Source organism: Nakamurella sp. (assembly GCF_048594475.1).
Taxonomy (GTDB): Bacteria; Actinomycetota; Actinomycetes; order Mycobacteriales; family Nakamurellaceae; genus Nakamurella.
Genome location: NZ_JBMDXT010000162.1, coordinates 22997 through 44466, shown reverse-complemented (window position 1 = coordinate 44466; position 21470 = coordinate 22997). Strand labels below are relative to the sequence as shown.

Here is a 21470-nt window from a genome sequence, read left to right as displayed (position 1 = left end):
CGTCACGGCTGGCTGCCTCCCGCCGTCGTCACCGGCGTGGCCGTCGGCGGGATCGGAAGGGTCGCGGTCACGGCGAAGCCCCCGTCCGGGCCCGGCCCGGCGTCGAGCCGACCATTGCTCGCCCGGACTCGTTCCCGCAATCCGTTCAGACCGTTCCCCGTCGACAACGAGGCGTCGGAGTCGGGTTGCCCGCCGGTGTCGGCGATCGTCAGGACGAGAACGCTGTCGCTCCAGAACATCTGCACGGTCACCCGGTTGCCATGCCCGCCGTGCTTGCGGGCGTTGACCAGACCTTCCTTAACGATCCGGAAGACGGTGCGCTCGAAACTGTCGGGCACGGGCGGTTGGCGGCCACTGACCTGCAGGCGTACCCGCAGCCCATCCCGCTCGGCGTCGTCGATCACCGTGGTCAGATCGGCGAGTCCGGCGGCCTCACTCGCGACCGGCGCGAGCGTTCCATCGGTCAGCACACCGAGCAGACGTCGCAACTCGCCGATGGAATCACGACCCACCTTCGCGATCAGCTCGAGGGAATTGGCGACCGCGGCGGGGTCGCCTCCGAGGACCGCGCGGGCGCCGTCGGCCTGCCGCACCATGACGGTGACGGAGTGCGAGATGATGTCGTGGAGTTCCAGGGCGATCTGCCGGCGTTCCTCCACCCGGGCCTGTTCGGCTTCGCGTTGTCGAGCCAGTTCGAGAGCCGCCACCGCGGATCGGCTTGCGTAGACCCATCGGCCGAGCAGCCACGGCGCGAGATTGAGCAGGCCGACGAGCACGCCGACGCTGACGGCGATGGTCCACGCCTGCATCTCGGGGTTCTGATCGAGCTCCGCGCTGACCGCGATCACACCTCCGGTCGGGACGGCGAGCGCGGGTGCCAGCAGTGATGTCCGCAAGTCCGTCCTGCTCGACATGGTGTAGGTGGCGACCAGGAGGGCGAGCACCGGCCTCAGCTCCGGGACGACCAGCGCCGCGGACACCGTGAAGAACCAGACGACGAAGAAGACCCGCACGGGTGCGATCGTCCGCCACGCGAGCGGTGCGAAGACCCCGATGCTCAGCAGAAGCGCCGGGACGCCGCCCTGGCTGACCACGGTGATCGACGAGAACACCAGCGTATCCACCACGAACAGGACGGTCGCCAGCCCGATGTCGCTCCACGGCGGCGGCCGACCGACTGACCGCAGCCGTGACGGGGCGCCCGGGTGCCTGGTCATCATGCGTCCGGGGGGCGGTCCGGGCCGGACTCACCGCTGGCGTACGGGTCGGGCGGCCCCTCGTGACAGATGTTGAGAAACCAGCACCACTTCCAGGCCGCCTTGTGCCAGATGTAGGACTCGCTGCGCACCTCCTGGGCCGGGGCGGACCCGTCGTCATTGCCGTCCCAGGGTGCTGCGTGGCCCGCGGCGGCGACCACGCGCAACGGGCCGGCGTCGAGATCGTCATCCGCAGATGGGATTTCCAGGCCGGCCCGGGTCAGGACGCCTCGCACACCGTCCGCCGTCCGTCCCACATCGGAGCGAAGGACCCCGAGATCGACCTTCGCGGCCGACCCGCCGCCGGTCAGGACCCGGTCCAGATAGGCGACGGCCACCGGGCCGGGTCCCCCGTCACCGGAGGTGGTCCGACCGCTGTCGCCGACGGCGCCGAAGACGTCGATCTGCCGCACAGTGACCGTCTCGGTGCTGCCCTCGTCGGTCGAGACGACGGCCTGGGCGCGGACCACCGGATCGCCGGCGAATGTGGTGGCGTCGACCACCAGAAGGCTCCCCGGGCGACCGCTGGACATCTTGACGTCCTGCGACACGAGAACGCCCGGTACCGGACGCTTGCGCTGGCGGGTCTCCTCGGTGACCTGCACCGTCAGGTCCAGGTAGGCCGTGTCGGTTCTCCGCGCGGCCGTTCGCTTCGCGGCCATCCGTCTCGTGTGCTCGGCGGTGTGCGGGTCGAACGTCGCCAGCGACGTCGGCTCGGTGGCGACTCTCAGCCATCGGGCCGCCTCGCCGCCCCGATCGTGGCGAAGTGCGTTCAGCCCCACCACGCGGGCGGCGGCGGCCCGCAGCCCGTCCGGGCGACCGCCCCGATCGTCACGATCGCGTCGCTCGACGAGCATCTGCAGCGTCTCGGTCGCCGCCAGCAGACAGTCCGCGCCGCCGAGCGCGAAGCTGGCGCCCACGTCATTGCGCAGGACGAGGTCGGCATCGCGTTCGCGGGCCCGGGTGTCCGGGGGGTCGATGGTGATGGCGAGTTCCGGACCCTGAACCACCGTCAGGCTCGGTCGCCCCTCGACGCTCGGATCAACGTCGAACAATGTCAGCAAGGGCGTGATCAGGTATTCCCCCGGCTCCGCCAGCGGGAAGCCGGCCGAGCCGAACGTCAGATTCACGTTGTTGTGCAGGGACTCCCGCGGTTGGAGCACGATCTCCTGGGAGCCGGTGACGCTGAAACAGCGGCGCATGAACGGCACGAAGAGGTCACCGTCCGAAGCGGCACCCCGTCCCGGCGCCGCGCGCCGTCGGATGACGATGTCGAGCAGGCCCGCCTTCGTGTCGAGCGCATACCGGGGCATGCGGCGAGCTGATCCACCCTTGTTCCGCAGTGAGACCTGGAGGAAGACGGGGTCCAGATAGTTGAACCGGGTGCCGGTGACCGGTGGAGTCAGCCACAGGTGAAGACCTGGATCGGGATGGACCGGTAGATCGGCCGACCCCCCATCGGCGGTGATCCAGTAGCGGGCCGATCCGAATGGAGCACCACCCGGGATGACCTCGAAGCGAGGTCCGTGGCGCAGAAACTCGAGCTCGTCGTCGTCGAACGTCCGTCTCCGGGGAGCGTTCGGACCGGGATCCTCCGACAGTGGGTCGCGCCGATCCCGCCAGTACTGGTCGGCGTGCCGCCCACCCCGATAGACCCAGTCGTAGTTCATGAACGACAGGGAGTCCGCCCGCCCCACGTCGCGGGTGAAGCGGTGGGTGAGATTGAGGCAGTGTCCGAGTTCGTGCACCGCCGTGGCCAGGATTCGCGTCGGTGAATCCTTCTTGTCCGGGCAACTGTCGTGGACCGCTTCGACGAATACCGCGGCGCCCTGTCGAGGCAGATCATCGGCGAAATCGAACATCATGCCCAGCAGGCCGTCCCGGCTGCTCTTGGACAGCAGCAGCAGGTGCAGTTCCCACACCGGCGATGTCAGTGGGGATTGGGCCGCGGCTCGCAGCTGATTGTTCAGGGCGGTGAAGACGTCCGACGCCGACCATGCCCCGCCGGGGGGACTGTCGATGACGGTGCGCCGACCGACCTCGTGGATGTCCAGACCCGCTTGATGCAAAACCTTCTCGAGAGCTGACTTGGCGTCGTGCAGTTCATCGGTGAAATACCTCTCCACGCCCGACTCGTACTCGACCTCCAGCCCGACGTCGCGCAGTGCCGTGCTCACCCGGGCGGCTCTGAGGGTCACCGAATACCCGGAGACAAGCCCGGCCAGGCCCCGTCCGAGAGTGAAGGTCACGTCGACAAGCCCGTGGTCGACGATGTCGACGCGGACCTTCCCGGACGACAGCGCGCCCCGTCCGTCGGCGAAGACGGCTTCCCGTTCAGGCTGCGGCCACGCCTCCTCGGGAGCGTCGCTTTCGATGTCCTGGGTGCCGCCCGGCCGAGCAGGGGCCGCGTCCGGCGATCGAGCGAGCATCGACAGCTCGATCAGGCTCGACCCGTCACGGACCTGAAGGTCGGCGCTGACCGTCGGACGTCGGCCGGCGCCGATCCGCAGCTGGACGAACCAGCGTCCGTTGTCGGCCAGGTACCGGCCCGTGACCCATTCACCGCGGTCGTCCGGCTGATTGGCCTTCGGGACGCAGTTCATCGCATTGCTCATCATGAACCCCCAATCGGACACCAAGGATTAATCGTCGCACAAGGCTCATTGGATTCGCAGGGCGATCCACGCTCGTCGATCGGACCAATACTCGCGAGGTCGGGCCGCGAGCGCGTCGTCCGCAGGAAGGACCTGTCCGTCGTGCTCCGGTAGGACGGCGGGCGCACGGCGCGCCGTTGGAGCTGGGAATCGATGCGGAACGAACTGTGTGATCGGTGAGGACCACCGATCGCGCGGCGAGGGTGATGCGCTCCGTCCTCCCGGGGTCGGACGGAAGGGATCATCCGGACAAATGATGACCTCGACCGGATGGTTCGACACGATCGAGTGAGCCGACCGGCTGCGTCGGGTTCTTACTGGAGGCACGCGATGGACAGCTGAGCCACCACCGGTGATGACCGCCCGGGCCGGCCCCGGAAACATTCGGGCTGCTCTCTGAGCGCACCCGGCCGGGCCGTTTCCCGTCCGAGCGGAAATCGGCCCGCTCGAGCATCTGCTTTTCGGTACGACCAGCACCTCCGGGCTACGCCGGCCCGGAACTCGGTACCGCCCCCGGAATGGGCGGAATCCAATTTCCCGCTGACCCCGGGGCCCCGACGGACACGCCGTCCGGCCGGGCTCCCCGTCCCGCACCCATGCACCAGCCACCTCGACGGCCCCTGGAGGAATCACATGGTCGCCACCGTTTCCGTCATCAACCGGACCACCGACCCGTACGACAAGAGCATCGTCGCGGCCCCGTTCAGCGAAAGCTCGACCGAGCCAACGAGTCCGACATGGGCCGTCGTGCTCATCGCGGGCGCTTTCGTCGCTGCCTGCGTGTTCGTCGCGTCGGAGTTCCTGCCGCACACCACCTTTCCACCCGCCACCACTCCGGCCCTCGTCGAGGGACTGACCATTTTCGCTGTCTTCTTCGTCGGCGCTCAGGCCCTGGAGCGGCTCCTCGAGCCGGTCGCCCTGTTCCTCGGGATCGGGGACGAGGAAAGGAGCGCGGCACTCACGACGATGCAGGCTGCCCGCATGGCCGCCGCCGACCCGTCGATCGGCGAGGCGGAGGTCGCCGAGGCGGTCAAGTCCGCTGCCGGGGCCAAGGCCAAGGACGCCCGTCGAACCGCCGAGAAGACCATCCTCTTCTGGGGTCTGGCCACCGGCCTGGCCGCGCTGGCGAGCGGTTCGTTCGGCTTCTACCTGCTGTCCACCGTCGGGATCCCGGTTCCGTACTTCTGGATGGAGGTCCTGGGGACGGCCTTGATCATCGGTGCGGGCACCAAGCCGCTTCACGACCTGATCACTCTCATCGAGAAGCGGAAGGAAGCGGCGGACCAGGCCGCTGCCTGACCCTCGGACGAGGTCCGGGCGTTCATCCGAACCAGAATGCGATCAGGAAGGCAACTGCTGATGATGACAACGCTTGTCGTCGCGACGTCGTGCTCGATCGTCGGCGACGACCACGACCTCGACGGGTCCACCGGCGTCTCTGCGACCCAACTCGGCATGGTGCACCGATCACTCGTCGAAGCCGGGCTGGAGATGACGCTGGCGTCGCCGTCGGGCGGCCCCGTCCCGGTGCATTCCGGGAGCTTGTCGGAGGAATGGTCGGGTGCCCGCGACATCGCTGCCACCGGCGTCGGGCTCCCCGACCTCGATCGCGACTTCGAGGCGTACGTCCTCCTGGGCGGTGCCGGGGTTCTGGTCGACCTTCGTACCGACGAGCGGCTCGTGCGAATGCTCGACCGGGCCCTGTCCGCCGGCCGAACGGTCGTCGCCATCGACCAAGGCGCCGCCGCATTGGCACAGGTCGTCGGACCCGACGGCATTCCGCGGATCGCCGGTCTGCGAATGACCGGGCGCAGCTCCGCGGAGGATCGAGCCCTCGGCCACCACTGCATCGGGATCGATTCCACGGAGCATCGTCTCAGGGCAGCGGGCGCTCACTACAGTGCCGGGCCGAACTGGCTCTCGCACGTGATGTCCGACGCCGGGGTCATCACGGCGCAGAACACGGCTTCCGTGCCACACGCCATGTCCCTGCTCATCGACACCCGAGAGCGGTTGGCGGCCGCCTGAACCGGAGCTCGTTGCAAACCCGACGCTCACGAAGGAACGACATGGGATCGACCCGGTATTCGCGCTCACCGCGCGACCTCGATACTCTGCAAACGTCTCTGCGGACCGCATCGACGGCCCTGCGGGCCGAGCAGGTGGACCTACCGGACCACCGCTACCTCAACGACTTGATCCCGAAGCCGTGGGGCCACGAGTTCCGGGTGTATTCTGACGACCTCTACGACGTCTGGAAGCTGCGCCTTGATCCGGGCGAGGCAACCTCGACCCATTGCCATCCGCGCAAACTGACCGCATTGCTCTGCCTGGCCGGCTCGGCCCACCTCGGGACGCTGCAGGGTGCGCAGACGGTGTCGGCCGGAGACCTCGTGATTCTCGAGCCGGGTGTCTTCCACGGCACGCGGAACGCCGGGGACGGGGCCCTGGACCTGATCGAGGTGGAAGTGCCCAGGAACAAACTCGATCTCGTCCGATCGCACGACCGCTACGGTCGCACCGGAACTCAGTACGAGACCGAACGCCTCGCCTCCATTCCGGAGCTGCAGGCGTCCGCGCTCATTCCGGGCGGGCGTCTGCGCAAGAACGCATCGCTGGACGGTTTCGAGTTCACCATCAGAGCCGGCCTCGACCTGGTCAGCCGTCCCTGCCTCGAGCTGGCGTTCGCCGTGTCGCTCGACATCGCCACCGCACTGAACCACACGGTCGTGGTCCTGCCGGGGTGGCTCGTGCCCACCGCGGCCGAGCACGACGGCCTGTATCTCACCATCACCCGCTCCCGTGCCGACCAGGCGCCGGGACACCGGGACCTGTCCACCTCATCTGCCATCGGAGGCAACCCATGACTCGATCGGTCATCATCACCGGCCCGGGTTTCCAGGACCACGACGTGGTCTACACCTACTACCGTCTGCGCGAGGCGCACCATCACGTGGACGTGGCCACCAAAGCCGCGGGCGCCGTGGCCGGCAAGTACGGGGTCCCGCTGCCCATGGACAAGACGGCGGCGCCACTGATCTCGTTCGACGACCTCGATCCGGCGACGTACGACCTGGTCGTCCTCACCGGGGGACACGAGGCCCCGGACCGCGTTCGCCAGGACCGAACCGTCCTGGCCTTCGTGCGGGCGATGGCTGAGCAGGGCAAGATCGTCGCCGGCCTGTGCCACGGTCCGTGGATCATGATCTCGGCCGGGGTGATGAAGGGCCGCCGGGCGTGCGCCTACCCGGGCTTGCGCGACGACATGGTGAATTCCGGAGCGCTGGTCGAGGACGCCGAGGTGGTGGTGGACGGGAACATCATCACGTGCTCCTACTACGGTCACGTCGGCACGTTCATGCGGGCAGTCCTGCACGAAACGGAACGCGTCGCGACGGCCCCCCGCAGAATCGCATCGTGATGGCGCCGGTGACCAGGGATGCCGTTCTGGCCCTCGACTTCGACGGCGTGATCTGCGACAGCCGGCGGGAGTGCGCGACCGTGAGCTGGGCGGGCCAGCACGGGTGGTCCCCGCTCGATTTCGACGCGTCGACCTTCCGGTCGATCCCCGAGCCGTTCCGCCGCCGATTCCGGGAGCTTCGAGGCTACGCCCGCAGCCTCGGGCACTTTCTCGTCGCCGTCCGATCCTCCGGGACCATCACCAGCCGGCGGGATTTCGACGCGGTCTACCGGACGATCCCGGAACGCGAGATCGCCGGCTTCATCGGCCGCGTCACCGACTATCGAGGACAGATCAGGCGGAATCGACCGGAGTCGTGGCTCGCCCTGCACCAGGTGTACCGCGGTGTTCGACCTCTTGTCGAAACCGTCGCCCGGAGCGGCTACATCGTGACCGCCCGCGATGTCAGGTCGGTGGTGGACCTGATCGGATCATTCGACGTCGAGATTGACCCCGACCGCGTCTTCGGCGACCGGACCGAAAAGCTGGGCGCTTTGGCCGCCATCGCCACCCGTGAAGAGGTCGAACGCGATCGCGTCCACCTCGTGGACGACAGCCTGGACAACGTGTTCGACGCGCGGGGGGCCGGCTACGGATCCTCCTGGGCGGGCTGGGGATATTCAACGACGGAGCATCGGATCCAGGCCCGGACGATGGGCGTGACACCGCTGTCGATCGAGCAGGCCGCCCGCCGGCTGGACCTCGGGAGCCGGACATGACCGGACGCAGGGCCAGGCGCGTGGCATTCCTCATGACCGACGGATTCGACGAGACGGAGTTCGGCGTCCCCTACGACCGTCTCCGGCGCGCCGGGCACGAGCCGGTGATCGTCGGCCCGGTCGCGGACTCGTCGATCGTCGGCAAGCATGGAGCCGACGTCGTACCGGTGGCGCTCGGCGCCGCCCAGGCCACGGTGGCGGATTTCGACGCGGTGGTGATCCCGGGCGGTCACTCGCCGGACCGCCTCCGCATCGATCGCGGGGTCATGGCATTCCTTCGCGCGATGATCGCCGCGGATCGTCCGGTGGCGGCGATCTGCCACGGTCCGTGGCTGCTCGTCGAAGCCGACGCCGTTCGCGGCCGCCGCCTCACCGGATGGGCGTCAGTTCGGACCGATGTCCGCAACGCGGGCGGGGTGTGGGTCGATGCGCCGGTGGTCAGGGACGGACCCATCGTGACGAGCCGTCGGCCGGATGACTCGGACGTGTTCGCCGACGCGATCCTCGCCGTTCTCGACGACCGGGCGGACGATCCGGACGCCCGTTCCCGAGGCAGTCTGCCGCTGAGCTGAGCGCGGCGAGGCTCAGTCGGTCGCCGTTCCCCACGTGCGCCCTGCCTGGGTCAGGAACGAATGAACAACCGCGGTGTGCGCCTGAACCATCGCCCGGCCGGACGCCGCCAACGACAGCGTGTTGATCGGAGCCAACGCCGGCGACATCAGCCGCGCGACCTCCCCGCGCTCGACCGCCGGCCGACCGAGATAGGCTGGCACAACTGCGATTCCGGCGTCGGCTGACACGGCGGTCAGGACGCCCCGCAAGTCCGGCACGACCATCGCCGGGCGTCCGGTGGGACGCGATCCGAACACCAGGTTCCAATAGCGTCGGATCAACGGCATGTGCTCGCCGTAGGCGATCAGCGGCTCCGCGGTGAGTTCCTCGTCCGAGGGATTGCTCGCCAGCCGGGGCGCCAATCTCGCCGCCCTCGGCGGTGCCCCGATCAAGATCAACTCCTCGTCGCACAGCGGCGTCAGCGTGACCCCCCGCCGTCGCACCGGTACCGTCAGGATCGCCAGGTCGATATGCCCGGCGATCAGCGACTCCACCAGATCCTCTGGCAGGCCGAGGGTGAAGCGCACACTCAGACCCCGCGCCACCAATGGCGCAAGGGCAGGCACGACATACGCCGTCGAGAACTCTGCGGGCCCGCCTATCGCGATCGCATGCCCGGCCACCGGGTCCCGGTCAGGCGGCGGCGCCGAGATCAGACGGTCGAGCGCGTCGACGTGCGGCGTGGCCTCACCAGCGATCATCTCCGCAAAGGGAGTGGCCGTCACACCGCGCGGTTGGCGGACGAAAAGCACTCGACCGAGTTGTTTCTCGAGCGCTCTCACATGTGCGGTCACCGCCGGCTGGGACATCCCCAGCCGGACCGCCGCGGCCGTCATGCTCCCCGTCCGGTGGACCTCGACCAGGGTCCTGACGAGGTCCAGATCGATCGAGTGGTCCATCAGAATCCTGATCGCAAGGCTGGTCGGACTTTATTGGACATTATAGCGAAAAGCCGACATCTTTGGAGAGTCCCGACTAGCCAAAGGACGAATCTCGATGAGGCAACCGGGAGCGTCGCCGGCATTCATCACCTCGACCAACCATGATCGAGCCGCTTGGACGAGCCGCCGAGCGATTCCCGGTCGGGACGAGATCCCTTATCCGTCAAGGAGTCGATCATGCTGACCGCCAGCCTCGCACGTCAACTCGAGCTCCGCGGCCGGACCATCGGTCCCGCCGTCACCGGGGACAGGGACCTTGGCCCGTTCAAGGAGCTTCCGGGCGTCTGGGCGAACCTTCCCGGGCTGCCGGGCCGCGGATGGAACATGATCGCCTTGCCGGTCGCCTTGCCGGTCGCCGTGCCCGAGGCCGGTCCGGGCGCCGACCCATCGACAGGTTCACGGCCGGGGTTCCGGCTGCTGCTGAACCAGTTCAACGAGGAGCTGAAGTTCAATCTCGTCGACAAGGCCGTGCCCAACCGCGGCGTCCGTGGAACCTCGCCGAGCACCGTCAACAGCGATCAGGTCGTCGTCACTCTCGACTACGAGCAGTCGATCTCGCAGATCGCCGCTGAAGACTTCCCGGACAGCGGCCTGGCCGGCGGCCCGGGACTGGCGATCCACCATGAACCCGGCCTGTTCCTCAACATGTCCGATCCCAATGGCGAGGGTGGTCCCGACATCGCGCGACTGGCCACGATTCCGCACGGGGACGCCGCTCTGGGCCTGGGGACGGCGTCCACCGTTGACGGCGCGGCCACCATCCCGTTCATCAATGCACTGCCCATGGGCGTGGACCAGAGTCCCACCAACCCGTACCTCGCCCCTTACCGGCACTTCCACGACAATCCGTTCAAAGGTCTGTTCGACCCCACGGACCCGACCGCACTCCTGAAGGACGCCATCCAAGGGCGCACCATCATTCGAACGACCGTCCTGGAGTTCGACACCACGCTGCCGGCCGCCGGCATCCAGAACATTCCGTTCATCGTGAAGCAGGCCAACGCATCCGAGATGAAGGCGACCTTCTTCATCCATGAGCTTGCCGAGCGGGACGAGCACGGAGGCCCGACGTTCCTGTTGCAGTACGCCCAGGTCGTCCAACTCGACTTCTTCCCGCGGTTCGACGGTGGACCGGGTCGCATCAAGTGGCCGCACGTCAGCATCAACACCATGGCGAAGGTCGCCGACGTTCCGGACATGCAGTACGCCACCTTGCCGAGCGACGACTCGGCCGGGACGAGCCAGGCATAGGGAATTCCGGTCCCGGGCCTGCGCCCTTCGGCCCGGCGCATCGGTGAGACGACCTGCCCCGAACCGGCCTGCGCCCAGGGCGCGACGGACGACCGGCGCAGGCCGACGAGTGAGGGGTGGCCGGTCGATGACCGGCACTGAACTGATGGATCGGACACCAGATGACGAAGTCTCACCGCCCCGTGGTGGCGTCCCGTGGGCCGCCGCGCCCCTTCGCGGGACAGGCGCAGCCCGGTGAACGTCACCGCCGGGCCGGGCTCGGTGCCCCGGACCGGCGCACCGCCAGGTCCGATGATCTCCCAATCTGTGCAGAAACCTACTATCGGAGTTGACGAGCGATGAAGCGATTGCGCACGATCACCGCGGCGGCCACCGCCGCGATCACCGTCTGTGCCGCCTTGGTCATGACGGTGAGCCCGGCATCGGCCGGCTCGAAGCCGAAGCCGAGCAACGACCCGAACACGGCCGTCGCGAGTGACGGCTCCACCTCGACCGCACCCGAATTCAGCACCAATCTCCGTGGCGTCAACTCCTTCGCCGGTACGGGAGTGACCGTGAAGGGCACGGAGAGTGCTCCGCCGGCCGAAAGCGGCACCACCGTCGAGCATGCCGAGAATGGCCAGGAATCCGTCATCGGGGCGGACAACCGGGTGCAGATCACGGCCACGACGAGCTTTCCGTACCGGGCGATCGTCCATATCACCCGGGACGGAAACGGTTGGTGCACGGGCTGGATGATCAATTCCAACACCGTCGCCACCGCCGGTCACTGCGTGGCGCCGGGCGGCACCGGTGCCTTCTACGGCGGGACATTCCGGGTGTACCCCGGACGGAACGGCGCATCGATTCCTTACGGTTCCTGCACCGCGAGGCGTCTGCACAGCGTCAGCGGGTGGGTCAGCAGTGGTGACGAGCGCTACGATTACGGTGCTCTCAAGCTGAACTGCACCGTCGGCAACTCGACCGGCTGGTTCGGCTTCTGGTGGCAGTCGGCCTCGCTGACCGGCCTGCCGACGACGATTTCCGGCTACCCCGGTGACAAGGCATTCGGCACCCTGTGGCGTTCGACCGATCAGGTCCGGGTCACGCAGGATCGGCAGATCTTCTACCAGAACGACACCATCGGTGGGATGAGTGGATCGCCGGTGTACCAGAACCGGGCGGCCGGATCGTCGTTCTGCGTCGGCCAATGCTCGATGGCCATCCACGCCTATGGCGTCCACGGGAGCTCGCCGCACAGTACCAACAATCACGGCACGCGCATCACCGAGCCGGTGTTCAACAACCTCATCAGCTGGCGCAACGCCGCCTGAACGGATGGGGGAGTCAGGACGGACGGAGGCCGGCCCCGGGGGGCGCAGGCCTCCGTCCGCTGTGCTGTGGTCGCCCACGGAGCGCGATGTCGGTTCAGGGAGGCGTCGACCTCCCGCGGGATTCGGACCGTGCGGACCCTTGATGCCCACCCGGGTGACCGGCGATCCAAGCGGAGTCCGTCCCCGGTTCGTGCAACCGTCAATCGGTCGTCAACCGTCCTGAGGTCAAAAGGTCCGGGTTCTGCAGAAAGGATGATGATGCGAAGAAATCGAATGGTTCTGTGGATCGGGCTGGGCGTCATGACCGGTGTCCTGGCGAGCGGATGCGCGCAGACCGTGAGCCCCGGGGCCGGTGGGGACACCCGGCAGTCGACCGCACGTGGCGCCGCGTCGAGCGGGGCGACCGGGTCGAGCGACGGGGAGGGACGCGATCCGGTGGGACAGCCGCCCGGCTCGGCGTCCGGCATCGGCTCCTCCGGTGATCGCGCGGCATCGAGTGCCGCCGCGGGAAGCGTGCGGCCGACGGGCGGTGAGGACGCTCCGGTGTCGACTGATGGCGCGGTCGGTGCGTTGGGAACGGCGCAGGCTCGGAGTGTGGACGGCGCAGTCACCGACCAGGACGGGCGCCCGGTGACGGGAGCGTTGGTCACTCCCACGTCGCTCGATACCCCATCGACGGCGATACCCGAAGTCGCCGTGTTCACCGACGACCAGGGGCGCTACAGCTGGGTCCTGCCGATGGGGCGATACCGCCTGACCGTCACCGCCAACGGGTATCAGCAGAGATCGGTCGAGATCTCAGTGCCGGAGACCGGTTCGGCGACGGCCGACCTCCAGCTCCCGAGGGAATGACCGACGGCGATCTCGCCCTACCCCGGTGGCGTGACCGGGCCCGCTGTCACCGAGAACGACCGGGCCGCAGTGCGGCCGTGTGCGACCGGCCGGGGGCACCGATGACGGACCGGACGAACACCAGACCGCGGTCGGCCCACCGGTCGTGCAGGCCCGAGAACGTCGTCCAGGCGTCGGCCGCGGGCCAGCCGGCGGGCAGCAGCGCGGCCGGCAGCCCGGGGTCGATCCGCGGGAAGACCCGCCAGGCGTCGATGACCCGCAGGTACGTCGCGAACGCGGCCTCGTCGGTCAGGTCGGTCTGTGCGAGGTCGTCCCGGTGCGCGGCCAGGAACCCGTCGTAGGCGGCGCGCAGGGCCGGCAGGTCCCACCACTGCCCGACGTCGACCGGGCTCAGGTGGCGGGCCTCGAACCAGGTGACGTAGCGGTCCAGACCGGCGGCGGTCAGGGTGGCCCGGGTCGGGTCGGCCAGCGGCCGTGGTGCCGCCCAGACCCCGGCGGCGACCGTGCCGAACCCCAGCCAGCTCAGTTCGCTGCGCAGCCGGTGCCGCTGGGCCCGTTCGGATTCGGGTACCGAGAAGACGGCCAGCACCCAGCCGTCGTCCTCCCGGGCCACGGGCCGGTGGAAGATCCGCCGGTCGCCGCTGCGCAGGTCGGCCAGCCCGGCCTCGGTCAGCCGGTACCCGGCCCGCCCGCCGACCCGGGCCGGCGTCAGGAAGCCGCGGGCCTTGAGCCGGCTGAGCGCCTGCCGGGTGGCCGCATCACCGAGGCCGACCCCGGCCAGGCACCGGATCAGGTCGGCGACGGCGATCTCGCCGCCGATCTGCCGCAGGTACGACCCGGCGAACGACACGATCAGCGACCCCGGGCTGCCCTGCCGGTCGGGCGGCAGGACGGCCGAGCCGGTCGGTCCGGTCACGCCGGCGGCTCAGGCCAGCCGGCGGATGACGTCGAGCGCGTCCCACACCTCGGTGAACGAGGTGGGCAGCGGCGACAGGCCGATCCGGATGCCCTGCGGCGCGCGGAAGTCGATGAGCACGCCGGCGTCGATCAGCCGGGCCGACAGCTCCCGGGCGTCGGCCCGGGCGATGGTGACGTGCCCGCCCCGACGCTCCGGGTCGGCCGGGCTGGCGATCGAGAAGCCTAGCGGGACAAGGTGTTCGTGGGCGTAGGCCAGGGTGAACTCGGTCAGCGCGACGGCCTTGGCCCGGATCGCGCCGATGCCGGCCTCGGCGATGACCGCCGCACCCTCGCGGACGGCCAGCAGGCCGAGCAGCGGGGGCGTGCCGGACAGCATCGCCCGGATGCCGACCGCCGGCTCGTACCCCTGCTCCATCTCGAACGAGTCGCGCCGGCCCAGCCAGCCCCAGATCGGCTGGTCGAGCTCGTGGTGATGGGTGCGGTTGGCGTACAGCAGCGCCGGGGCGCCCGGACCGGCCCCGACGAACTTGTAGGTGCAGCCCACCGCGAAGTCGACATCCCAGGCGTCGAGCTCGATCTCGGTCGATCCGACGGAGTGGCACAGGTCCCAGACGACCAGCGCGCCGGCCTGGTGAGCGATCCGGGTGATCGCCGGGACGTCGGCGAGATAGGCCGATTGGTAAGCGATCTGGCTCAACGTGACCACCGCGGTCTGGTCGTCGACCACCGCGGCGACGTCGTCGGCGGTGACGCCGCCCTCGATCGGCGGGTCGAGCCAGACCAGGTCGAGGTCCAGATCCCGGGCCAGCGATTCGGCGACGTAGCGGTTCGTCGGGAAGTTGTGCCGGTCCAGGACGACCTTCCGGCGGCCGGGGCGCAGGTTCAGCGCGGCCCGCATCGCCTTGTAGAAGTTGACCGTAGTCGAGTCGGCGATGACCGTCGTGCCCGGGGCCGCGCCGAGGGCGGCCGCGGCGAGCTCGTCGCCGACCTTCTCCGGCAGGTCCATCCAGCCCTCGGACCAGCCGCGGATCAGCCGGCCGGCCCACTGCTGCTCGGTGAACGATTGCCAGCTGTGGGCGATCGCCGCCAGCGGCCGGCCGAGGGAGTTGCCGTCGAGATAGGCGACCACGTCGTCGGTCATCGGCAGGTACCGGTCGCGGAAGGCGGCCAGCGGGTCGGCGGCGTCCAGGGCCTGGGCGGCGGCGCGGGTGGAGGCGGCGATCTGGGTCACGGCAGGTCCTTGACGTCGTCGGTGCCGATCTCGGTACGAACGGCGAACAGCTCGGGGAAGAAGGTGAGGGACAGGGCCCGGTTCAGGAAGGCGACCCCGGACGAGCCGCCGGTGCCGCGCTTGTAGCCGATGATGCGCTCGACGGTCTTGAGGTGCCGGAACCGCCAGGTCTGGAAGGTGTCCTCGATGTCGACGAGCTCCTCGCAGGTCTCGTAGACGTCCCACTGCGGCTCGGGGTCGGCGTAGACGGCGGTGAAGATCCGCACCAGCTCGTCGTCGCGGGTGTGCGGCGCGGTCACGTCCCGCTCCAGCAGGCGGGCCGGGATCGGGTAGCCCCGGCGGGCCAGGTAGGCCAGGAACTCGTCGTAGAGGCTGGGCGCGTGCAGGTCGCGGTCGAGCTGCGCGGCCGTCTCCGGATCGTGCCGGAACACCGCGACCATGGCCGGGTTCTTGTTGCCCAGCAGGAACTCCAGCGTGCGGTACTGCGCCGACTGGAAGCCGGAGGACTTGCCCAGGACGCCGCGGAACTGGGCGTACTCGGACGGGGTGAGCGTGGCCAGCACGGCCCACTGCTCGATCATCTGCCGCTGCACGTGCTTGACCCGGGCCAGCCGCTTGAGCGCGGGGCCGAGCTCGTCCTGCCGCAGCAGGACGATCGCGGACCGGATCTCGTGGATGACCAGCTTGATCCACAGTTCGGTGACGTGGTGCACGACGATGAACAGCATCTCGTCGTGATGGTCGGACACCGGCTGCTGGGCGTGCAGCAGCTCGTCCAGGTGCAGGTAGCTGCCGTAGTTCAGGCCCGCCAGGTCGCGTTCGATGCCGTCCTCGAGCGGGCGGATGTTCTGCTGCGCCGTCGTCATGTGCTCGCCTCCTGATCCTGACCGTATCGCGCCTGCGTGACGAACGTCAAGAGAACGCTAGGTTCAGGATAGGCCCCCGCACGGACGAAGTCGTCGACTCCAGTCCCACGGGGCACACACGGGGCTTGTTGATCCGCGCAGGGCTTGTTGATCCGCGCGGGCGGGGTGAGCCGGGGTGGGCGGAGCGAGGAGGTGGGGGAGGGGCGGGGATGGGTGACGCTGGGTGCGACAAGAGTCACTGAATGCGGTCGGACGGTTGCGGTCAGGTGGGCGCGTCGCGCAGAATCGATGAACGTTCAAGTATTCACTGCGTCGACCAACGGCGGTCGCGTCCGACCTTCAAGGAGCTCTCGAATGGCCACCTCGACCACGTCCGCCCCCGTCGTGACCTCGGCCCGCGGCGCCGCCGGCACCGCGGCCGGCCTGCTGGTGCTGCGCGTCGTCACCGGCGTGATCATGATCGTGCACGGCTGGCAGAAGTTCTTCGTCGACGGGATCGACGGCGTCAGCGCGTTCTTCGCTGCCATGGGCATCCCGGCGGCCGGGTTCGGCGCGGCCGCGGTGGCGACGATCGAACTCGCCGGCGGTCTGCTGCTGATCGCCGGGCTCGGTACCCGTGTCGTCGGTGCCCTTTTCGCCGCGGCCATGATTGGCGCCATCGTGTTCGTGCACGGCGCCAACGGTTTCCTGGCCACCGGCGGCGGCTACGAGTTCGTCCTGCTGCTGGCCGGCGTCGGGGTGACCCTGGCCCTGACCGGCGGCGGCCGCTACGCGGTCGACGCCCTGATCAAGCGCTGATCCCACGGCGCCGGCCCGGGCATCGGGCTGGCCGGCCGGCGGGGCTCACCCGGGCGGTTCGTCCCGGGTGAGCTCGGCGATGGGGGCGGCCGCGGCCGGGGCGAGCGCGGTCAGCTCGGCCCGGTCGCCCAGCGCGAAGTCGTGCCAGTCGAAGCCGGGGGAGACCACGGTCGACACCAGGCTCCACGCGCCCACGGTGGACGAGCCCTGCCACCAGCCCGCCGGGACGTGCACCTGCGGGTGCTGACCGGCGACGACGTCGGCGCCGGCCAGCACCTCGTGATGGGTCCCGTCCGGCTCGATCAGCAGCATGCGCAGCGGCGCCCCGCCGTGGTGGAAGTACACCTCGTCGCTGTGCAGCCGGTGCAGCGCCGAGAAGTCCGCGCCGATGAGCATGAAGAGGATGGCGGTGGCCCCGCTGCCGGTGAAGGATCGGCGGAACAGCCCGCCCTCCAAAGGCAGCGGCTCCAGGCCCAGCGCGGCGGCGACGGCGCGCCCCTCCGCGGCGGCGTCCGGGACGGCCACCGGTCCACTCACGTCAGCACGGGGACGGACGCCAGCGCGGCCGCCAGATCGCCGTCCGAGAGCCCGGAGTCGACCATCCGGTCGGTCAGGTAGGCGTCGTAGGCGGCCAGGTCGAGCAGGCCGTGCCCGCACAGGGCGGTGACGATGACCTTCTCCTCCCCGGACTCCTTGCAGGCCAGCGCCTCCCGGATGGTGGCGGCCAGGGCGTGGGTCGGCTCGGGGGCCGGCACGATGCCCTCGGTCCGGGCGAAGCGGATCGCCGCGGCGAAGCACTCCGTCTGCTCGATGGAGATCGCCTCCATCAGCCCGAGCTCATAGATGTGCGAGATCAGCGGCGCCATCCCGTGGTACCGCAGGCCGCCGGCATGGATCGGATCCGGGACGAAATCGTGGCCCAGGGTGTGCATCTTCATCAGCGGGGTGAGCCCGGCGGTGTCGCCGAAGTCGTAGCGGTACTCGCCCCGGGTGAGCGACGGGCAGGACGCCGGCTCGACCGCGCGGATCACCGGGTTCTGCCGCCCGGCCAGCTTCTCCCGGATGAACGGGAAGGCCAGCCCGCCGAAGTTGGAGCCGCCGCCGGTGCAGCCGATGACCAGGTCGGCCCCGCTCTCGCCGGCCTTGGCCAGCTGCAGCAGCGCCTCCTCGCCGATCACCGTCTGGTGCAGCAGCACGTGGTTGAGCACGGACCCGAGCGCGTACTTCGTATCGGACGCCCCCGCAGCGACCTCCACGGCCTCGGAAATGGCGATGCCCAGCGATCCCGGATGCCCCTCCGGGAAGGCCCGGCCGGCGCTCGTCAGCGGCGAGGGCGAACGGTGCACGGTGCCGCCGAACGTCTCGATGACGGTCCGCCGGTACGGCTTGGCGTCGTAGGACGCGCCGACCTGCCAGACCTCGCACTCGACGTCGAACAGCGAGCAGGCGAACGCCAGCGCGGTGCCCCACTGGCCCGCCCCGGTCTCGGTGGTCAGCTTCTTCACGCCGGCCTTGGCGTTGTAGTACACCTGCGGCACGGCGGTGTTCGGCTTGTGCGAGCCGGCCGGCGAGACGCCCTCGTACTTGTAGTAGATGCGGGCGGGGGTGCCCAGCGCCTGCTCCAGCCGGTGCGCCCGGAACAGCGGCGACGGCCGCCAGAGCCGGTAGACGTCCTGCACCTCGTCCGGGATCGGGATGTACCGCTCGGCCGAGACCTCCTGCAGGATCAGGTCCGTCGGGAACAGCGGGGCCAGGTCGGCCGGGCCGACCGGCTCGTGCGTGCCCGGGTGCAGCGGCAGCGGGGGCGGTGCGGGCAGGTCGGGGACGATGTTGTACCAGCTGGTGGGCATTTCTGATTCGTCGAGCAGGTACTTGTGCTGCCGGATGGCCATGCGTGCCGCCTTCGCCGTTGAACGCTCTGCTGGAAGGACTGTGAGGCTACCCGCGCGCCGTTGCGCCATTCGGGGACGCCCGGGCGAACCGGCCGGGGGGCGAGCGGTCGCCGGCGGGGGAACCGGGACTCGGTATCGTCGGCCCGTCCGGCCATCCCGGGCCGGCCGGAGACGGGTGGGTCGATGCTGTACGCCGAGGATCTGACCGAGGGTGACGAGTTCGACCTGGGGACCTACCGGGTCGGTCTGGACGAGATCCTCGAGTTCGCCCGGCAGTGGGATCCGCAGGTCTTCCACATCGACGAGGCCGCCGCCGCGGAGGGCTTCTTCGGCGAGGTCATCGCCAGCGGTGTGCACACGATCGCGATCTACCAGCGGTTGGCGGTGCTCGGCGCCTACCGGCATTGGGCCGTGATCGCCGGCCGGCGGGTCGCCGCCGAGCTGCCCGCGCCGCTGACCCCGGGCCTGACGGTGGCCGGAACGCTGTGGATCGACCGGATCACCACGACCCGGCCGGACCGGTCGATGATCCTGACCCGCGGACGGCTCGCCGGTCCGGACGGGGTTCCCGTCCTGCAGACCACCGTCGAGGCCTACGTGCGGCGCCGCGGCACCTGATCCAGGAGGGGCCTGATCCCGGCGCCGCCGGCCGGACCGGTCAGGCCCACAGGTCGGCCAGGTCCGGCAGCGCCACCCTGGTGGCGGCGTTCCGCCCGGCCGGACCGGCGCCGGCGGCCGGCCGCGGCGGGGTCAGATCGACCACCTCGACGGTGGCCAGCGCGTCCGCGTCGAGGAAGCGGCTGATCGGCGCCAGCGAGTGCCGGTCGTCGCGGGCGTGCCGGTGGTGCGGCATGCGCAGGGGCGCGTACAGGTGCAGCTCGTCGGCCGCCCGGGTCACCGCGACGTAGAACAGGCGGGCCTCCTCCTCGATCCCGTCCGCCTTGGCCAGCGCCATGTCGGACGGGAACGACCCGTCGACCAGGTGCAGGACGTGCACCACCGGCCACTCCAGCCCTTTGGCCGAGTGCACCGTGGACAGCACCAGGTAGTCGTCGTCCTGGCTCGGCGGGCCGGCCAGATCACTGGTCGAGGCGGGCGGATCCAGGGTCAGCTCGGCGACGAACGCGGCCAGGTCGGGGGACTGGTCGGCCGCCCCGACCAGCCGTTCCAGGTCGCCCAGCCGGGCCGACCAGTCGCGGTACCGCGCGGTGACCAGCGGGCGAAGCACCTCCAGGCACCCGGCGGCGCGGTCGCCGATCCGGCCGGCGGCGCGGGCCTGCGCCAGCCGGCTCAGCGAGCCGGCCAGGGCGACCCGGCCGATCGCCGGCGCGGCGGCCACCGCCTCGGCCTGGCGGTCCTCGTCCACCGGACGGTCGGGGTCGGCGAGCACCGCCAGCAGGGCGCGGGCCCGGGCCGGGCCGATGCCGTCGTGCAGCCGCAGCAGGCGGTACCAGGCGACCTCGTCGAGCGGGTTGTCCAGCAGCCGCACGGTCGCCACGAAGTCCTTGACGTGCGCGGACTCCAGGAATTTCAGGCCGCCGTACTTGACGAACGGCACCCCACGGGCGGTCAGCTCGACCTCCAGCAGGTCGCTGTGGGCGGCCGCCCGCATCAGCACCGCCTGGTCGCGCAACCGGCGCCCGGACTGATGGTCGGCGAGCACGGTGTCCACGATCGTGCGGGCCTCGGCCGGCGCGTCGTGGCAGCGGACCAGCCGGGCCGGCCGGCCGGCGGTGCGGTCCGAGTGCAGCCGGATCCGGTGGGCCGAGCCGGCCGGGTCGGGCCGCACGACGTTGGCCAGGTCCAGCAGCGGCTGGTGGGAGCGGAAGTTGCGTTCGAGCCGCACCACGGTGACGTCCGGCAGGTCCTGGACGAGCGAGCGCAGGTGGGCGTGGTCGGAGCCGCGGAAACCGTAGATGGCCTGGGCGTCGTCGCCGACCACGGTCAGGCCGGAGCCGTCCGGTCGCAGCGCGCGCACGATGTCGACCTGCGTCGCGTTGACGTCCTGATACTCGTCGACCAGGACGTGGTCCCACCGGCCGGCGATCTGCGGGCCGACGACCGGATCGGCCAGCAGGGTCCGCCAGGCCAGCAGCAGGTCGTCGAAGTCGAGCAGCCCGCGCTCGCGTTTGCGGCCGACGTACGCCCGGAACAGCTCCATCACGGCATCGGTGTGCGGCCGCACCCAGCCGAACTCGGTCGCGATCAGGGCCCGGGCCGGAACCCCGGTGTTGACCGCGCGGGAGTAGATGTCGACCAGGGTGCCGGCCCGGGGGAACCGCCGGTCGGTGCCGTCCAGGCCGTGGTCGTGCCGCAGCAGGTCCATCACGTCCGTCGCGTCGGCCCGGTCGAGGACGCTGACCACCGGCGGCAGGCCGAGCGCGTCGGTGTGCCGGCCGACGACGGCGTGCGCGACCGCGTGGAAGGTGCCGCCCTGCAGCCGTTGCCCGGCGTCCGGGCGGGTGCACAGGGCCGCGGCCCGGGCCACCATCTCGTCGGCGGCCCGCCGGGTGAACGTCAGCAGCAGGACCCGCTCGGCCGGGACGCCCCGGTCGAGCAGGGCGGCCACCCGCGCGGTGAGCGTGCGGGTCTTGCCGGTCCCGGCGCCGGCCAGGATGACCAGCGGGCCGTCGCCGTGCACCACCGCCGCCAGCTGGGCGTCGTCCAGCCCGGCGTCCCACCCCGACTCGAACATGCGTGCGAGACT

Annotated in this window: 20 protein-coding genes; 11 read left to right on the top strand and 9 right to left on the bottom strand. The window is 70.1% G+C overall.

Annotation, left to right across the window (positions count from 1 at the left end; all coding sequences use genetic code 11):
- Positions 1-2 precede the first annotated feature (2 nt).
- Positions 3-1217, bottom strand: a complete 1215-nt coding sequence (locus ACOJUF_RS08195) for a sensor histidine kinase (RefSeq protein WP_420121367.1) — start codon at positions 1215-1217, stop codon at positions 3-5.
- Complete coding sequence (locus ACOJUF_RS08190) at positions 1217-3895, bottom strand: hypothetical protein (RefSeq protein ID WP_420121366.1); 2679 nt, start codon at positions 3893-3895, stop codon at positions 1217-1219. The genes ACOJUF_RS08195 and ACOJUF_RS08190 overlap by 1 nt, the downstream gene beginning before the upstream one ends.
- 648 nt (positions 3896-4543) lie before the next feature.
- Between ACOJUF_RS08190 and ACOJUF_RS08185 the strand changes: the two genes are divergently transcribed.
- Genes ACOJUF_RS08185 through ACOJUF_RS08160 form a run of 6 tightly spaced genes read left to right on the top strand, consistent with a single transcriptional unit; the run spans position 4544 to position 8661 of the window.
- Positions 4544-5209: a hypothetical protein gene (locus ACOJUF_RS08185; protein WP_420121365.1), complete on the top strand. Its 666-nt coding sequence runs from the start codon at positions 4544-4546 to the stop codon at positions 5207-5209.
- Positions 5210-5245: 36 nt separating this feature from the next.
- Positions 5246-5938, top strand: coding sequence for a DJ-1/PfpI family protein (locus ACOJUF_RS08180; RefSeq protein WP_420121364.1), 693 nt, complete (start codon positions 5246-5248; stop codon positions 5936-5938).
- A 41-nt stretch (positions 5939-5979) separates the two neighbouring features.
- Positions 5980-6777, top strand: coding sequence for a cupin domain-containing protein (locus tag ACOJUF_RS08175; protein WP_420121363.1), 798 nt, complete (start codon positions 5980-5982; stop codon positions 6775-6777).
- Entirely contained in the window at positions 6774-7331 is a 558-nt protein-coding gene (locus tag ACOJUF_RS08170; RefSeq protein WP_420121362.1) for a type 1 glutamine amidotransferase domain-containing protein, read from the top strand. The genes ACOJUF_RS08175 and ACOJUF_RS08170 overlap by 4 nt, the downstream gene beginning before the upstream one ends.
- Entirely contained in the window at positions 7328-8089 is a 762-nt protein-coding gene (locus tag ACOJUF_RS08165; RefSeq protein ID WP_420121361.1) for a hypothetical protein, read from the top strand. The genes ACOJUF_RS08170 and ACOJUF_RS08165 overlap by 4 nt, the downstream gene beginning before the upstream one ends.
- Positions 8086-8661, top strand: a complete 576-nt coding sequence (locus ACOJUF_RS08160) for a type 1 glutamine amidotransferase domain-containing protein (RefSeq protein WP_420121360.1) — start codon at positions 8086-8088, stop codon at positions 8659-8661. Before ACOJUF_RS08165 ends, ACOJUF_RS08160 begins: the two co-directional genes overlap by 4 nt.
- A gap of 12 nt (positions 8662-8673) precedes the next feature.
- Here the strand turns inward: ACOJUF_RS08160 and ACOJUF_RS08155 are convergent, their stop codons facing one another.
- Positions 8674-9600: a LysR family transcriptional regulator gene (locus tag ACOJUF_RS08155; protein ID WP_420121359.1), complete on the bottom strand. Its 927-nt coding sequence runs from the start codon at positions 9598-9600 to the stop codon at positions 8674-8676.
- 219 nt (positions 9601-9819) lie between these two features.
- Here ACOJUF_RS08155 and ACOJUF_RS08150 point away from each other — a divergent pair, with 219 nt between their 5' ends.
- From ACOJUF_RS08150 to ACOJUF_RS08140, 3 genes are all read left to right on the top strand, one after another.
- Positions 9820-10893, top strand: coding sequence for a heme-binding protein (locus ACOJUF_RS08150; RefSeq protein ID WP_420121358.1), 1074 nt, complete (start codon positions 9820-9822; stop codon positions 10891-10893).
- A gap of 338 nt (positions 10894-11231) precedes the next feature.
- Positions 11232-12206 carry a trypsin-like serine peptidase gene (locus ACOJUF_RS08145; RefSeq protein ID WP_420121357.1) on the top strand — a complete coding sequence of 325 codons (975 nt, stop codon included), beginning with the start codon at positions 11232-11234 and terminating at the stop codon, positions 12204-12206.
- A 273-nt stretch (positions 12207-12479) separates the two neighbouring features.
- A complete protein-coding gene (locus tag ACOJUF_RS08140; RefSeq protein ID WP_420121356.1) occupies positions 12480-13058 on the top strand; it encodes a carboxypeptidase-like regulatory domain-containing protein in 579 nt (192 codons plus the stop codon).
- Positions 13059-13104: 46 nt separating this feature from the next.
- Here ACOJUF_RS08140 and ACOJUF_RS08135 read toward each other — a convergent pair whose 3' ends face one another.
- Genes ACOJUF_RS08135 through kynA form a run of 3 tightly spaced genes read right to left on the bottom strand, consistent with a single transcriptional unit; the run spans position 13105 to position 16073 of the window.
- Positions 13105-13974 carry a PaaX family transcriptional regulator C-terminal domain-containing protein gene (locus tag ACOJUF_RS08135; RefSeq protein WP_420121355.1) on the bottom strand — a complete coding sequence of 290 codons (870 nt, stop codon included), beginning with the start codon at positions 13972-13974 and terminating at the stop codon, positions 13105-13107.
- 9 nt (positions 13975-13983) lie between these two features.
- The gene (kynU, locus tag ACOJUF_RS08130; RefSeq protein WP_420121354.1) at positions 13984-15207 is read right to left on the bottom strand and encodes a kynureninase; all 1224 of its coding nucleotides are present in this window, start codon (positions 15205-15207) and stop codon (positions 13984-13986) included.
- Positions 15204-16073, bottom strand: a complete 870-nt coding sequence (gene kynA, locus ACOJUF_RS08125; RefSeq protein WP_420121353.1) for a tryptophan 2,3-dioxygenase — start codon at positions 16071-16073, stop codon at positions 15204-15206. The genes kynU and kynA overlap by 4 nt, the downstream gene beginning before the upstream one ends.
- A 354-nt stretch (positions 16074-16427) precedes the next feature.
- Between kynA and ACOJUF_RS08120 the strand changes: the two genes are divergently transcribed.
- A complete protein-coding gene (locus ACOJUF_RS08120) occupies positions 16428-16871 on the top strand; it encodes a DoxX family protein (protein ID WP_420121352.1) in 444 nt (147 codons plus the stop codon).
- A 45-nt stretch (positions 16872-16916) separates the two neighbouring features.
- Here ACOJUF_RS08120 and ACOJUF_RS08115 read toward each other — a convergent pair whose 3' ends face one another.
- Together ACOJUF_RS08115 and ACOJUF_RS08110 are read right to left on the bottom strand one after the other, a co-directional pair.
- Positions 16917-17408 (bottom strand): cupin domain-containing protein, encoded by a 492-nt coding sequence (locus ACOJUF_RS08115; protein ID WP_420121351.1) that lies wholly within the window; start codon positions 17406-17408, stop codon positions 16917-16919.
- Positions 17405-18763, bottom strand: a complete 1359-nt coding sequence (locus ACOJUF_RS08110) for a TrpB-like pyridoxal phosphate-dependent enzyme (RefSeq protein WP_420121350.1) — start codon at positions 18761-18763, stop codon at positions 17405-17407. The genes ACOJUF_RS08115 and ACOJUF_RS08110 overlap by 4 nt, the downstream gene beginning before the upstream one ends.
- A gap of 183 nt (positions 18764-18946) precedes the next feature.
- Between ACOJUF_RS08110 and ACOJUF_RS08105 the strand changes: the two genes are divergently transcribed.
- Positions 18947-19381: a MaoC/PaaZ C-terminal domain-containing protein gene (locus ACOJUF_RS08105; protein WP_420121349.1), complete on the top strand. Its 435-nt coding sequence runs from the start codon at positions 18947-18949 to the stop codon at positions 19379-19381.
- 40 nt (positions 19382-19421) lie between these two features.
- Here ACOJUF_RS08105 and ACOJUF_RS08100 read toward each other — a convergent pair whose 3' ends face one another.
- A complete protein-coding gene (locus tag ACOJUF_RS08100) occupies positions 19422-21458 on the bottom strand; it encodes an ATP-dependent helicase (RefSeq protein WP_420121348.1) in 2037 nt (678 codons plus the stop codon).
- Positions 21459-21470 lie beyond the last annotated feature (12 nt).

Bases quoted from the DNA above. Each gene is read 5' to 3' on its own strand.
- ACOJUF_RS08195 (WP_420121367.1), bottom strand. From the start codon at position 1,217: ATGACCAGGCACCCGGGCGCCCCGTCACGGCTGCGGTCAGTCGGTCGG.
- ACOJUF_RS08185 (WP_420121365.1), top strand. From the start codon at position 4,544: ATGGTCGCCACCGTTTCCGTCATCAACCGGACCACCGACCCGTACGAC.
- ACOJUF_RS08180 (WP_420121364.1), top strand. From the start codon at position 5,246: ATGCGATCAGGAAGGCAACTGCTGATGATGACAACGCTTGTCGTCGCG.
- ACOJUF_RS08175 (WP_420121363.1), top strand. From the start codon at position 5,980: ATGGGATCGACCCGGTATTCGCGCTCACCGCGCGACCTCGATACTCTG.
- ACOJUF_RS08170 (WP_420121362.1), top strand. From the start codon at position 6,774: ATGACTCGATCGGTCATCATCACCGGCCCGGGTTTCCAGGACCACGAC.
- ACOJUF_RS08160 (WP_420121360.1), top strand. From the start codon at position 8,086: ATGACCGGACGCAGGGCCAGGCGCGTGGCATTCCTCATGACCGACGGA.
- ACOJUF_RS08155 (WP_420121359.1), bottom strand. From the start codon at position 9,600: ATGGACCACTCGATCGATCTGGACCTCGTCAGGACCCTGGTCGAGGTC.
- ACOJUF_RS08150 (WP_420121358.1), top strand. From the start codon at position 9,820: ATGCTGACCGCCAGCCTCGCACGTCAACTCGAGCTCCGCGGCCGGACC.
- ACOJUF_RS08145 (WP_420121357.1), top strand. From the start codon at position 11,232: ATGAAGCGATTGCGCACGATCACCGCGGCGGCCACCGCCGCGATCACC.
- ACOJUF_RS08140 (WP_420121356.1), top strand. From the start codon at position 12,480: ATGGTTCTGTGGATCGGGCTGGGCGTCATGACCGGTGTCCTGGCGAGC.
- kynA (WP_420121353.1), bottom strand. From the start codon at position 16,073: ATGACGACGGCGCAGCAGAACATCCGCCCGCTCGAGGACGGCATCGAA.
- ACOJUF_RS08120 (WP_420121352.1), top strand. From the start codon at position 16,428: ATGGCCACCTCGACCACGTCCGCCCCCGTCGTGACCTCGGCCCGCGGC.
- ACOJUF_RS08110 (WP_420121350.1), bottom strand. From the start codon at position 18,763: ATGGCCATCCGGCAGCACAAGTACCTGCTCGACGAATCAGAAATGCCC.
- ACOJUF_RS08105 (WP_420121349.1), top strand. From the start codon at position 18,947: ATGCTGTACGCCGAGGATCTGACCGAGGGTGACGAGTTCGACCTGGGG.
- ACOJUF_RS08100 (WP_420121348.1), bottom strand. From the start codon at position 21,458: ATGTTCGAGTCGGGGTGGGACGCCGGGCTGGACGACGCCCAGCTGGCG.